Annotated in this window: 10 protein-coding genes; 8 read left to right on the forward strand and 2 right to left on the reverse strand. The window is 69.2% G+C overall.

Features of this window, described 5'->3' with window-relative positions; translation table 11 throughout:
- Window positions 1-714 precede the first annotated feature (714 nt).
- From sbnA to FDZ84_RS26380, 8 genes are all read left to right on the forward strand, one after another.
- Complete coding sequence (gene sbnA, locus FDZ84_RS26345) at window positions 715-1,698, forward strand: 2,3-diaminopropionate biosynthesis protein SbnA (protein ID WP_168588059.1); 984 nt, start codon at window positions 715-717, stop codon at window positions 1,696-1,698.
- A 15-nt stretch (window positions 1,699-1,713) separates the two neighbouring features.
- A complete protein-coding gene (gene sbnB, locus FDZ84_RS26350; RefSeq protein WP_168588060.1) occupies window positions 1,714-2,727 on the forward strand; it encodes a 2,3-diaminopropionate biosynthesis protein SbnB in 1,014 nt (337 codons plus the stop codon).
- On the forward strand, window positions 2,727-4,451 hold the full coding sequence (locus FDZ84_RS26355; RefSeq protein WP_168588061.1) for an IucA/IucC family protein: 1,725 nt from the start codon (window positions 2,727-2,729) through the stop codon (window positions 4,449-4,451). The genes sbnB and FDZ84_RS26355 overlap by 1 nt, the downstream gene beginning before the upstream one ends.
- Complete coding sequence (locus FDZ84_RS26360) at window positions 4,451-5,668, forward strand: MFS transporter (RefSeq protein WP_168588062.1); 1,218 nt, start codon at window positions 4,451-4,453, stop codon at window positions 5,666-5,668. Before FDZ84_RS26355 ends, FDZ84_RS26360 begins: the two co-directional genes overlap by 1 nt.
- Window positions 5,669-5,971: 303 nt before the next feature.
- Window positions 5,972-7,615 (forward strand): IucA/IucC family siderophore biosynthesis protein, encoded by a 1,644-nt coding sequence (locus FDZ84_RS26365; protein WP_168588063.1) that lies wholly within the window; start codon window positions 5,972-5,974, stop codon window positions 7,613-7,615.
- On the forward strand, window positions 7,612-9,375 hold the full coding sequence (locus tag FDZ84_RS26370; protein WP_168588064.1) for an IucA/IucC family siderophore biosynthesis protein: 1,764 nt from the start codon (window positions 7,612-7,614) through the stop codon (window positions 9,373-9,375). Before FDZ84_RS26365 ends, FDZ84_RS26370 begins: the two co-directional genes overlap by 4 nt.
- Window positions 9,369-10,142, forward strand: a complete 774-nt coding sequence (locus tag FDZ84_RS26375) for an HpcH/HpaI aldolase/citrate lyase family protein (RefSeq protein WP_168588065.1) — start codon at window positions 9,369-9,371, stop codon at window positions 10,140-10,142. The genes FDZ84_RS26370 and FDZ84_RS26375 overlap by 7 nt, the downstream gene beginning before the upstream one ends.
- Window positions 10,135-11,328, forward strand: coding sequence for a type III PLP-dependent enzyme (locus tag FDZ84_RS26380; protein WP_168588066.1), 1,194 nt, complete (start codon window positions 10,135-10,137; stop codon window positions 11,326-11,328). Before FDZ84_RS26375 ends, FDZ84_RS26380 begins: the two co-directional genes overlap by 8 nt.
- 93 nt (window positions 11,329-11,421) lie before the next feature.
- Here the strand turns inward: FDZ84_RS26380 and FDZ84_RS26385 are convergent, their stop codons facing one another.
- A complete protein-coding gene (locus FDZ84_RS26385; RefSeq protein ID WP_168588067.1) occupies window positions 11,422-12,171 on the reverse strand; it encodes a VIT family protein in 750 nt (249 codons plus the stop codon).
- 602 nt (window positions 12,172-12,773) lie between these two features.
- On the reverse strand, window positions 12,774-12,944 hold the full coding sequence (locus FDZ84_RS26390; protein WP_168588068.1) for a hypothetical protein: 171 nt from the start codon (window positions 12,942-12,944) through the stop codon (window positions 12,774-12,776).
- Window positions 12,945-13,041: the final 97 nt, after the last annotated feature.

The following is a 13,041-nucleotide window of genomic DNA, read 5'->3' on the forward strand; positions in this document are numbered from 1 at the left end:
GGCTACACCGGTAAGGAAGTTGATGGCCTGGTGTGCGAGATCGTCGAGACCCCTCCTCGACCGGTCTGCGAGGTTTACGTGTGGGACCAACCATGTCGCTTCACCGAGGATGGGCGGCACCGGAGTGCGGCCGACGTGCGTGCAGTGCCAGCCTGGCAAAGGGTATTGACCGCCCTGGAAAACAACAAACGCATCTCGTGCCCGATGAACGGGACGTTGTTGGCGAATCCGTCCCGTCGCTGTTAGGCGGTGGGGCGGAGACATCACCCTAGAGTTGATCCGGACGGTTTGCACTGCGGTTTCTGGTTTTCACTGATCAGGTGTCTCTTGTAGACAGCTCTTGTCCTAGGGGGCAGGTTCAGATCGTGTCGTCCCGTTGGGCTGAAGAAGCCGCTGATCAGGCCGTTGGGGCCGCGTGCCGTGCTGACCCTGCGGTGTCCGCCCGGTTCAGGACTTTGTGGACATTGCAACCTCGCTCGCCTGTCGTTGAGCGGCACGGGCCGGGTTCGGTGCCTGTCCGGATCTGTTGCGGGGCGGCGGCATCGGTACGTGCGTACCGGTCTGGAGCCGCGAGTGATCGTTGCTCTGTTCGGGTCAACCTTGTCACGTCTGTGTGATGGTGATCTCTTGATCTTCTTCTGTTAAGTTAGCCTAACCTTTGCTAGCGTTCTGGTTGTCGCCCTGCCCGTTCCGGTCGTCGAGCTGAGGAGAAACGTGGCTGTCGACACCCTGACCGAATCCGTCGCCGAGTCCGTGTTCGAGTGCGTGGGCAACACGCCCGTAGTCGCGCTGAACCGGCTGTTCCCCGAACCCGATGTCGAGGTGATCGCGAAGCTTGAGCTGATGAATCCCGGCGGAAGCATGAAAGACCGCTCCGCGCGGCACATCGTCGAATGTGGACTGCGCGAAGGGTCCATCCGCCCGGGAAGCCACCTGGTGGAGAGCAGTTCCGGCAACTTCGGGATCGCGCTGGCGATCGCCGCGCGCATCCACGACCTGCGGTTCACCTGCGTGCTCGACCCCAAGGCGGCCCCGGCCAACGTCGCGATCCTGCGGCACCTCGGGGCCGAGGTCGACGTGGTGACCGAACCGGACGAGATGGGCGGCTACCTGCACACCCGGATCCGCCGGGTGCAGCAGATCGTGGCGGGCTCGCCGGGGGCGATCTGGATCAACCAGTACGCCAACGACCGGAACTGGGAGGCCCACTACCACGGCACCGGCGCCGAACTCGCCGAGCAGCTGATCCGACCGCCGTCGTACCTGTTCGGCGCGGTCAGCACCACTGGCAGCTTGCTCGGTTGCTCCCGGCGGCTGCGGGAGAGCTTCCCGGACCTGCGGGTGGCCGCGGTCGACGCCGTGGGATCGGTGATCTTCGGTGGCCCGGCCGGGCCGCGCGACGTGCCGGGCATCGGGGCCAGCCGGGTCCCGGAGCTGTTCGCCCCGGCGGAGATCGACGACGTGGTGCACGTCAACGACTTCGAAACGGCGGTGGGCTGCCGCGACCTGCTGGCCGCAGAGGGCATCTTCGCCGGCGGCTCGACCGGGGCGGTGATAGCGGCGATCCGGCGCACGCTGCCCGGGCTGCCGCGCCCCTGCCGGGTGGTCGCGATCTTCCCGGATCGCGGCGACCGCTACCTAGACCTGATTTACGACGAAGACTGGTTCGCCGCCGCCAGGCAGCGCTGCACGAACTGACGACGAGGAGATCTAATGTCCACTGAGGAATCCCCGAAGATGCTTTACCTGAGCCGCAGCGACATCGCGGCGGTCGGTGGTGCGGAGGCCGAGCTTTACGTGGAGGCGTTGCGCGCGGGGCTGATCGCGCACGCCGAGGGCAAGACGGTGCAGCCGCTCAAGCCTTACCTGCGAGCCGCCGGCAAGCACATCGCCGACCGGATTATCGCGATGCCCGCGCATGTCGGCGAACCCGGGCTGTCCGGGATCAAGTGGATCGGCAGCAAGCACGACAACCCGATCCGGCGCGGCCGGGAACGGGCCAGCGCGGTCATCGTGCTCAACGACCCGGAGAGCAACTACCCGGTGGCCGTGCTGGAAGGCAGCATGATCAGCGCCTGGCGGACCGCCGGGGTTACCTGCCTGGCGGCCCGGCACCTGGCGCGCAGCGGGTTCACCGACGTCGCGCTGGTGGGCTGCGGGGTGATCGGTCGCACCCAGATCGCCGCGCTGCTGCAGCAGTTCGGGCACATCGAGTCGGTCCACCTCTACGACAAGCAGGCGGAGGCGGCGCACGCGCTGGCCGAGCAGATCAGCGCTGCCCACCCGGCGGTCAAGGCGCGGGTCGCCGGCACCGCGGAGGATGCCGTGCGGGCCGGTGATCTCGTCGTGCCGTGCACCGTCACCAGCCAGCCCTACCTCCCGTTCAGCTGGATCAAGCGGGGTGCACTTTTGTGCAACGTGTCCATCATGGACGTTCACAAGGAGGTATTCCTCAACGCCGACAAGGTCGTCGTGGACGACTGGGAGCAGTGCAACCGGGAGAAGAAGATCATCAACCAGCTGGTGCTGGAAGGCTCGTTCTCTCGCGAGCAGCTGCACGCCGAGCTCGGCGAGATCCTGGCCGGAACCAAGCCCGGGCGCACCGACGACGACGAGATCATCCTGCTCAACCCGATGGGCATGGCGGTCGAGGACATCGCCTGCGCCGGTGCGGTGTACGAGCGGGCGAAGAGCCGAGGCATCGGGACCTGGCTGGATCTGTACTGATGAGCGCGGAATCGGCCGAGCTGGTGATGCGGGATCTCGTCGATGTGCTGCTGCAGGAGGACCTGGCCGGCTTCGGCGCCCGTGCCGAAGCCGGCCAGCCCGCGGAGCTCGCCGGCGAACCGCTGGCTCCCGGTGAGCTGTGGTGCCGGGTGAAGCTGGCGGCAGGGTGGGTGTGCTGCCGGGTGCGGCCCGGTGGCGCGTTGCAGCGTTACCGGTACGCCCGCGGCCCGGTCTGGTTGGGCGGCGGCGGTTCGGCGGCGCGGCCGCTGCGGCCGGAGGAACTGCTGGTGCTGGCGAGCGGTGAGCTGGCCGATGCCGCCGAGGTGTCCGAGGATGTGCGCGCAGCGGTCGAGCACACCGAGGTGGTGCTCGGACAGCGCGCCGCGCTCGACTTGACGCCGCAGGAAGGGCGGTTGCTGGCGGGGGAGCGGTTGGCGGCGACGCGCAACCGCCCCTTCCACCCCACCGCGCGGGCCGCGTCGGGGTGGACCGCCGGCGAGGTGGCCCGGTACGGGCCGATGCGCGCCGAACCGCTGGCCCTGGACTGGGTGGCGGTTCGGCGGGACCGGCTGCGCTTCGGCACGGATCCCGATTCGCAGCGGCTGCCGGACCTGGTCCTCGCCGCGGAGGGGCGGCAGGTTCTCGCCGACCTCGTCGACGACGAGTACCTGGCGATTCCGGTGCACCCGTGGCAGTTCGACCACTTGCTGCCCGCGCAGTTCGGCGAGGAGCTGGCCACCCGGGCCGTCATCCCGCTGGTTCGCGGTCTCGGCCGATGCCACCCCACCGCTTCCATCCGCACCTTGACCACCGCGCCCGAGACCCGGCGCCACGTCAAACTCCCGCTCGGGATGGCCACGTTGGGGGCTACGAGGTTGCTGCCCCCGCGCTACCTGGCCAACGCCGAGCGGGCGCAGGAGTGCATGCGGGAACTCGTCGATCGGGATACCTTGCTGCGCCGCAGGGTCGCGCTGTGCGACGAGCGGATCTGGTGCGGCTGGCATGACCCCGCCGACGAGTTCGGTGATCGGCCCGGCCAGCTCGCCGCCCAGGTGCGGGTCTACCCCGAGCTGGACGGACTGGTGCTTCCGATGGCCGCGCTGGCCGCCCACGAGTGGGACGTGCTGGCACCGGCGATCTCGGACCGGTTCGACCCGGTCGATTTCTTCCGGGAGCTGGCGAAGTCGTTCTGCGAGTTCGGTTTCGCCTTCCTGCGCTACGGGGTCCTGCCGGAGCTGCACGGGCAGAACGTCGTCGTGCAGTTGCGCGGCGCACGGGTGCAGCGATTCGTGCTCCGCGACCACGACACGTTGCGGCTGTTCCCGGAGTGGATGGCGAGCGCCGGGGCGCGGGACCCGGAGTACGCGATCAAGCCCGGGGCTGCGCAGTCGCTTCGGCTGGAGTCGGCCGAATCGCTGGTCGGCTACCTCCAGACCCTCGGGTTCCAGGTGAACCTCTACGGCATCGCCGATGCGCTGTGCCGCCACTTCGGCCTTGACGAAGGCGTGTTGTGGACGCAGTTGCGCCTTGCGGTGCGCGAATGCCTGCAACCGTTGCCGGCTGCGGTAGCCGAGGTCCTGCGTGCGCGGTTGCTGCATGCCGAGACCTGGCCCAGCCGCGAGGTGCTTGGGCCGCTGCTGCGCCAGGGCCGGTCCAGCGGTGTGAGCATGCCCGCTGGCCTTGGTGTGGTCCCGAATCCGCTGGCCAGCGGGATGGTGGGCTGATGCGATCGTCCGGCCGGACGTTCGCCGTCCTCTGCCTGGGTCAGTTCGCAGCGACCGCAGGACTGACTATCGTGGTTCCGCTGCTGCCTTTCTACCTGGCCGGCCTGGGCACGCCGGAAGCCGAAATCCCCTGGTGGACGGCGGTTTCGCTGGCGGCTCCGGCGGTGGTGCAACTGGTCAGCGGTCCGCTGTGGGGTTGGGTGGGCGATCGCTTCGGCCGCAAGGCGATGGTGGTGCGCGCGCATGCCGGTCTGGGCCTGGCCATCGTGCTCATGGCGCTGGCGAGCACCCCGGGCGAGTTCCTGGCGTGCCGGTTGCTGCAGGGCCTCTGCGGCGGCGTGGTCAGCGCGACAGCCGCATATGCGAACGCCGCAGCGGAGACCAACCGCCGCGGTCGTGCGCTCGGCTCGTTGTTCGGCGCCACCGCAGCCGGGTCGCTGCTCGGACCGCTGGTGGGCGGACTGCTGGCCGGGCAGCTCGGATTCGGCCCGTTATTCGCGGTGGTGGCCGGGCTCCTCGTGATGTCCAGCGTGCTGGCCGCCGTGCTGCTGACCGAACCACCGGGCCGCGCTCGGCAACGTCGATCAGCGCGGGCGGTGGCCGGGATCCTGCTGCGGTCGGGGGAAAGCCGTTCGATGCTGCTGGCCGGGCTCGCCGCTCAGGCTGCGATCTACGCGCTGGTGGTGGTTTTCGCGCCGCACGTCGAGCAAATGACCGGTTCGGTGGCGAGTGCGGCGACCTGGGTAGGTGTGCTGCAGGCCGTGACCTGGCTGGCGTCGTGCGCGGGCAGCCCGTGGTGGGGTCGCCGCAACGACATCCGGCCCGCGCAGCTGGGTTTCGCCGCGGCCGCGGCCTGCTGCGGGCTCGCGGTTGCTCTCCAGGCGGTAGCGAGCGTGGAAATGCTGGTGCCGCTGCGGCTGGTGCAGGGCTTCTGCTTCGCAGCGCTCGTGCAGTCGGTGCTGCACGTGACGGCTCGCCGGGTCCCGGACCGGGGCTGCGGCACCGCCTTCGGTTTCAGCACCGGGGTGCTCGACCTCGGCCAGGTGCTCGGACCGCTCGCGGGCGCGGCGTTGGCGGTCCTGCTGCCGCCCGCGGCGGTGTTCTCCCTGATCGGAACGTTGCTGGGCGTGGCCGCGTTGCTGGCCCTGGCCGGCCGATCGAAATCCGGCGCGGAACCCGTCCGGCCGGCTGAGATTCGCGAGAAGGTGTTGCGTTGACTTCTCTCCTCCCTGGAGGAAGGAGATTCAGTCCTCGCGGACTGAGTTTCCTGCTTCAACGACCGCAGCGTCCCCACCGTGGCGGTTCGGTCTCACACGATCTCACTCAGGCGTTCGGACCGGGTGGTCCGGGTTCCCGCTCGACCAGCGGTACCCACGTACTTGCTCGGGTGTTCCCACTTGCGTGGGGGTGGTAGGTCTCACTTACCGAGATCAAGACTATCAGCGGTCGCTACGCGACCGACACGCGGGATCTGCTCCTCCCCACCCTGAAGGACGGGGCATCCGCAGATTGGAGATCAGGTGAAGGACGTTCTGGCACGTGCCGTGGCGCGACAGCGCATGCTCAACGCGCTGGCGCGGGAAATCGGCGGCGAGGTGAGCAACGAGGCATTGCGGATACCGCTGCGCGCGGCGGACGGGGTGCTGCGAGCCGAGGTGCGGTACCGGTCGGAGTCCGGCCACCACTCCTACGGGCCCGAGGTGTTCCGGGAACTCGTCGACGGCAGCCGGCTCCCGGTCGACCACGACGAATTCGTGGCGCTGATCGCCGGTGAGCTCGCTGAACGGGGAGTCGAGGCACCAGCGGGGGCGGCGGAGGAGTTCAGCCGCCAGGTCGCCAACAGCGTCGCCAGGACGGCGCGCTACCTGGCCCGCGAACAGCGTCCCACCCCCGTCACCCCGGCGGAGATCACCCAGCACGCCGAGCAGTCGCTGCTGCTGGGGCACCCGTTCCACCCGACGCCGAAGAGCGCGGAGGGATTCAGCGACGACGAACTCGCCCGCTACGCACCGGAACTCGGTGCGTCGTTCCAGCTGCACCACTGGGCGGTGGCACCCGATCTGCTGCTGGAGGACCGGGTGGCCGACGGGCCCTGGATCCCGACCGAGGTCGAGGAGAAGGCCCGCACCGCCTTGCACCCCGACCAGTCCGACTACGAGCTGCTTCCGGTGCACCCGTGGCAGGCGGCTTACCTCCAGCGGCAGCCGCAGGTCTCGGCGCTGGTCGACGCGGGACGGCTCGTGCCCCTCGGGCCGTTGGGCGCGGAGGTGTATGCGACGTCCTCGGTGCGCACGGTGTGCGATCCCAGCTTTGGGACCGCGTGGAAACTACCGCTGCACGTGCGCATCACCAACTTCGTCCGCAACAACCCGGTCGAGCACCTGCGCCGCGCCGCCGACGCCGGCCGGCTGGTCGGCGATGCCGCGAACCGCTGGCGGCACGGCGGGTTCGAGGTGCTGCCGGAAACCGGTTACCGAACCGTCGACCCGGACGTCGTCGGTGACCTGGCGGCGGATTTCGCGGTGCTGTTCCGGCGAAACTCGTTCACCGGCTCCGGGACGGCCCCGCAGGTGCTCGCCGCGCTCCTGGAAGACCGGCTCGACGGGCGCGCCCCGATGCTGGTGGACCTCGTGGCGGAAGCGGGCCCGCTTTCGCCCGGGCACGTCGCCGACTGGTTCCTGGAGTACTTGCGGATTTCGTTGGGACCGGTGCTCGCGGTGTTCACCGACCAGGGCATCAGCTTCGAGGCCCACGTCCAGAACACCCTGCTGCACTTCGAGGACGGTTGGCCCCGGCGGTTCTTCGTGCGTGACATGGAAGGCACCAGCGCCAGCCGCGACCGCGTCCGGCCCGGGATCGTCCCGCCGGGCAGCCCGGTGCTCTACGACGACGCCGAAGCGTGGATGCGGCTGCGCTACCACCTCGTCACCAACCACCTCGGCCACCTAGTGGCGGTGCTGGGCCGGTTCACCCCGGCGAGCGAGCGGCAGCTGTGGTCGGTGGTGCGGGACTTCCTGCACCAGTGCCCCGGTCGCTACGCCGCGGAACTGCTGGCAACGCCGGTGCTGCCGGCGAAGGCGAACCTGCTCAGCCGGTTCGCCGAACGCGGCGAGCGCCCGCTCTACGTAGACGTCCCCAACCCGATTCGCGAGGTGAACCGATGACCGCGGAGCTGGTGCATGCGGCACTGACCGCACCGAGCTTCCAGAATGTGCGGCGCCGGGTCTTCCGCCAGCTGGTGGAGTCCCTGGTCTACGAAGGCGCGCTGAAGACCAGGCAGGACGGCGACGAGCACTTCGTCGACGGCGTGGACACAGCCGGTGCGGGGGTCTGCTACTCCTTCCGCGCGGTGCGCCGGTTCGGCTTCGACCGAGTCGGCCTCACCTCGGTGGTGCGGCGCGGCGACGTCGAGGCGGAGTCGATCACGCTGTTCCTGGCCGAAGTGCGCGACTCGCTGGACGCCGATGCCGAACACCTGACCGGCTTCGCACGCGAGCTGGAAGAGACCCTGTTCAAGGACGCGCTGTCGGAGCACGTCCGCACCGGGCGGCAGACGGATCTGTCCACTGCGGACTACGACACCCTGGAATCGGCCATCACCGATGGCCACCGCTACCACCCCACGTACAAATCACGGCTCGGCTTCGACGCGGCGGACAACATCGCCTTCGGGCCGGAGTTCGCCAACCCGGTGCGCCCGCTGTGGCTGGCCGCGCACCGCCGCATCACCGAGATCGGCGCCTCCGCATCGGTCGACGCCCATTACGTAGCCGGCCAGCTCGGTCCCTCGGCCGTCGAATTCCACCGCCGCATCGAAGAGCTCGGGCACGATCCGGGCGACTACGTGCTGGTGCCGGTGCACCCGTGGCAGTGGCGGGAGCGGATCGCCAGGGCGTTCTCCGACCAGCTCGGCCGCGGTGAGCTGATCCCGCTCGGGACCGATCCGGACGACTTCGGCGCGCAGCAGTCGATCCGCACCCTGGCCTGCTGGGACGCGCCGCGGCGCCCCTACCTGAAGCTGTCGATGTCCATCGTGAACACCTCGACAAGCCGAGGTTTGGCCGCGCACACCGTGCGCAACGCCGCGCGCATCACCGACTGGCTGCGGCAGGTCGTCGCCGGGGACGACTACCTGCGCGACGAGCTGCGCCCCGTCCTGCTCGGCGAGGACCTCGGCGTGGCGGTGACCCCGGAGTCCGGGCTGCTGCAGGCGGACACCTACGGGGCCTTGGCCTGCATCTGGCGGGAGAGCCTGCACCGGCACCTCGAACCGGGGGAGCGCGCGGTGCCCTTCACCGGACTGACCGCGTGCCAAGTCGACGGCACGCCCCTGATCGACCCGTGGGTGCGCGAGCTCGGTGTCGAGGAATGGGTGCGGCGACTGCTGCGGGTAAGCGTCCTGCCGCTGGTCCACCTGCTCTGCCGACACGGCATCGCGCTGGAATCCCACGCGCAGAACATGGTGCTGGTGCACGAGAACGGCACGCCGACCAGGGTGGTGCTGAAGGACTTCCACGACGGGGTGCGGTTCTCCCGCGCGCACCTCGCCGAGCCGCAGCGGTGCCCGGAACTGGCCGGGACCCCGGCGCACCACCAGAACCGCAACTCGTTCGTCGAAACCGACGAACTGGGCCTGGTCACCGACTTCCTGCTGGATGCGTTCTTCTTCATCAACCTCGGCGAGCTCGCCATCTTCCTCGCGGACCGCTGCGAGCTCGACGAGCGGCGGTTCTGGCGGCTGGTGCGCGACGAGATCCGCGCCTACCAGCAGCGGTTCGGCGAACTGGCCGACCGCTTCGCGCTGTTCGACGTGTTCACCCCGACCATCGAGGTAGAGAAGCTGACCACCCGCCGTCTCCTGCCCGACACCGAACTCCGGCTGCACACCGTGCCGAACCCGCTCGCGGAGGTGGACCGGTGCTGAGGCACAACACCGTCAAGGAACGCCTCTCCGGAAGCGGCGAGAGCTACGGGCTTTTCTGCTCGATCCCGTCTCCCGCGCTGGTGGAGATGATCGGCTGCGCCGGGTACGACTTCGTCGTCCTGGACACCGAGCACAGCCTCGTGGACCCGCAGCAGCTGGAAAACCTCATCCGCGCCGCAGAAGCCGTCGACCTGGTCCCCTTCATCCGCGTCCCGGAAGCCGATCCGGGCGCGATCCTGCGGGCGCTCGACGCGGGCGCGCTGGGCGTGGTCGTGCCGCATGTGCGGACCAGAGCCGATCTCGACGCGGCGATCCGGGCCGCGCGGTACGCGCCGGAGGGCATGCGCAGCCTCAACGGCGGTCGGGTACCGGGCTTCGGACGCATCGAGCTGACCGAGTACGTCCGACGCGCCAACGCGGAAATCATGGTGATCGCGATGATCGAGGACGCCGAAGGCGTCGACGAACTCCCGGCGATCCTGGCCGGCGGCGGAGTCGACCTGGTGCTGGAAGGCGCCGCTGACCTGTCCCAGTCCTACGGCGTGCCGTGGCAGACCCGGCACCCGGTGGTCCGCGAAGCACTCCAGCGCGTGCACGCCGAGTGCAAGGCTCGCGGCGTGCCGTTCTGCGCGATCCCGCGGACCCGAGAAGACCATGAGCAGTGGCAAGCCGCCGGTGTCCGGACCTTCATCCTCGGCGAGGAACGCGGCCTGGCGGCCCGCGCGCTGCGCACCCACCTCGACCAGCACCGGGGGACCCATGCGTGACCAACTGGCGAAACTCGTGCAGGACCGCGCCGACGGCGAACCGGTGTGCCTGTTCGCCTACGACCTCGACCAGCTCACCGAACACGTCCGCACCGTGGTGGAGTCACTCCCGCCGCGGTGCCGGATGTTCTACGCGATGAAGGCCAACAGCGGCGATCGGATGTTGCGCGCCCTGGCGCCCCTGGTCACCGGGTTCGAGGTCGCTTCAGGTGGGGAACTGGCCAAGGCGCGGGCGATCGGGGCGGATATCCCGGTGATCTTCGGCGGGCCGGCCAAGACACCGCGGGAGATCGAGCAGGCGCTGGTGCAGGGAGTCACCCGCCTGCACGCGGAGAGTGTGCTGGAACTGCACCGGATCTCCGAAGCCGCGACCCGGCTCGGGCGCACCGCGGACGTGCTGCTGCGGGTCAACCTGGCCGGCCCGTTCCCGAGCGCAACCCTGGCGATGGCCGGGCGCCCCACCCAGTTCGGGATTTCCGAACGGGTCCTGCCGGATGCGATCATCGCGGCGCAGACCCTTCCCGGGGTGCGGTTGACCGGCTTCCACCTGCATTCGCTGTCCAACAACCTTTCCGCGCCAGCACATCTGGAACTCCTGGAGCACTACCGGCGCACCGTGTCCAAGTGGGAAGGGGAGTTCGGACTGCGTTGCGAGGTGCTCAACGTCGGCGGCGGGATCGGGGTGAACTATGGCGACCTGGACGACCAGTTCGACTGGCCGCACTTCGCCCGCGGACTGCCCGCGGTGGTCGCCGGATTCCCGGACCACCTGCGAGAGATCGACTTCGAGTGCGGCCGGTACCTGGTCGCCGAATCCGGCTCGTACGCGGTCGAAGTCCTCGACGTGAAGCGCAACCACGGCGTGGACTACGCGTTGGTGCGCGGCGGCACCCACCAATTCCGGCTCCCGGCTTCCTGGCAGCACAGCCACCCTTTCACCGTGCTGCCGTTGGAGCAGTGGTCGTCGAGCGCACCGCGTCCGGTGCTTCGCGACGCCCGGGTCACCGTGGTCGGCGAGCTGTGCACCCCCAAGGACGTGCTCGCGCGCGACGTGCCGGTGGCGCAGATCCGGGCGGGTGACGTGCTCGTCTTCAGCCACGCCGGAGCCTACGGCTGGGAGATCTCGCACCACGACTTCCTCAGCCACCCGCATCCGGAACACGTCTACTACGGCGACATCTGGTGAAGTCAACGGACGGCGGGAGTGCTCGCGATGCCCTGCTGGGGCCGCTGATCGCAGTGGAAACGACTCCGAGTGCAGCGTGCTGATCGGATCGGCTCAAAGCACTCCAGTTGTGCCCAGCAGCGCGCCGACGGCGTAGGTAGCGCCGAGTGCCAGCGCGCCGCCGGCCACGACCCGGACCGCGGCTCGTGCTCGGGACCCGCCACCAATCCAGGCGGCGATCGCGCCGGTCAGGGCGAGCGCGGCGAGCGTGGCCGCGAACGTCACCGGCACGCGCAAACCGGGACCGGGCAGCAGGATCGCGAGCATCGGCAGGACGGCGCCGATCGCGAAGGAGACGAATGAGGCAATGGCGGCGTGCCACGGGCTGGCGACGTCGTCCTGGTCGATGCCGTGCCGCTCGCGCACCTGTGCCGCGAGCGGGTCGTGCGCGGAGAGCTCCTCGGCGACCCGGTGCGCGGTGTCCGCGGAGATTCCTCGTTGCTCGTAGAGGTGGGCGAGAACCCGCTGCTCGCGTGCCGGGTCCTCGTTCAGCGCACGGCGCTCCCGCTCGATGAGCGCGCGTTCGCTGTCGCGCTGGCTGGAGACCGACACGTACTCGCCGAGGGCCATGGACACCGCCCCGCCGATCGCTGCGGCAAGCCCGGCCGTGAGAATCGGTCCCGTGGAGGCCGTCGCGCCCGCCACACCGACAAGGACTGCCGCGGTCGAGACGATCCCGTCGTTGGCGCCGAGAACGCCGGCCCGCAGCGCGTTGAGCCGCTGTTCGAGCGGGACGGTGCGCGGCCGATCCAGCTCGGGAGAATCCGCATCGAGGGAGTGATCAGCGATATCCGTGATAGCCACGATTAGGGACGTTATCCCGGTATTATCCGGGTTGCAATCAAGGAAAGTCTTACCTTATTTCCGTCATTTGTCGTGCAATTAGGAAAGGCTTGCTTTGAGTAGGGAAGCCTCTTCTGGGCTCCGGCTCAGGGTATGGATCCGGTCTGCCAAGGTCGTTGCAGACAAGGGGATTCCCGTCCCAGGCAAGCCTCAGCTGATTTGCGCGCGGACGGTGAACTGCGGGCCATTCGAAATAGGGAGTGCCCCTCTCAGGTGAATTGTCTGCGGCGTTTTGGTGTGGTTCCCGAAAACGGTCGTGATCCTACGCGCGGATGCGCCTTGACCAGACCACCGGCTTACGGCCCTGGGGATCGAGCACGACGAGCTGATCGGCCAACGCCGGGCGGGTCGTGTCAGCCGCGGTAGCGGGCGGCGGTGAAGACTGCCCGCGCCGAGATATGGCTGTCCGTATTGTGGTGGGCGGTCCGGGAACTGCTCCAGAAGTTCGAACCCAGACTCGGCGAGGTGGGCCGTCAGGACTTCAGCGGGCAGGACGCGGCGGGTGATCACGTCGGTGGGGCGCTCACCGGTGTCGTGGCGTCTCCACTCCCTGTACATGGTGGTCAGGTGCTTCTCGGGGGCCAGACGACCCGTGTGGTGACCTCGGCATGCAGGCTGGCGGTGTCGATCCGGGAGGCGAAGGGCCCGGCCTCTTCGGGTGCCGGCGGGGCCAGCGGCCGGAGCCCGATCTGCATGAGCCCGAGGAAGTTCTTGGTATGGGTCGGGTGGGTCACCGATCGTGGTAGTCCGGGTCGGGCCAGGCGCCTTGGTGCCCATCGCCTCGGCGGCCGACGGCGTGCCTTCCACCAGTTCGCCGCGGAACAGCTCATC

The sequence above is a fragment of the Saccharopolyspora sp. ASAGF58 genome (assembly GCF_012277335.1).
Taxonomy (GTDB): domain Bacteria; phylum Actinomycetota; class Actinomycetes; order Mycobacteriales; family Pseudonocardiaceae; genus Saccharopolyspora; species Saccharopolyspora hattusasensis.

What these genes read in the sequence shown, in the direction of transcription:
- FDZ84_RS26380 (WP_168588066.1), top strand. Translation starts at nt 10,135, where the DNA reads ATGCGTGACCAACTGGCGAAACTCGTGCAGGACCGCGCCGACGGCGAA.
- FDZ84_RS26355 (WP_168588061.1), top strand. Translation starts at nt 2,727, where the DNA reads ATGAGCGCGGAATCGGCCGAGCTGGTGATGCGGGATCTCGTCGATGTG.
- sbnB (WP_168588060.1), top strand. Translation starts at nt 1,714, where the DNA reads ATGTCCACTGAGGAATCCCCGAAGATGCTTTACCTGAGCCGCAGCGAC.
- FDZ84_RS26360 (WP_168588062.1), top strand. Translation starts at nt 4,451, where the DNA reads ATGCGATCGTCCGGCCGGACGTTCGCCGTCCTCTGCCTGGGTCAGTTC.
- FDZ84_RS26370 (WP_168588064.1), top strand. Translation starts at nt 7,612, where the DNA reads ATGACCGCGGAGCTGGTGCATGCGGCACTGACCGCACCGAGCTTCCAG.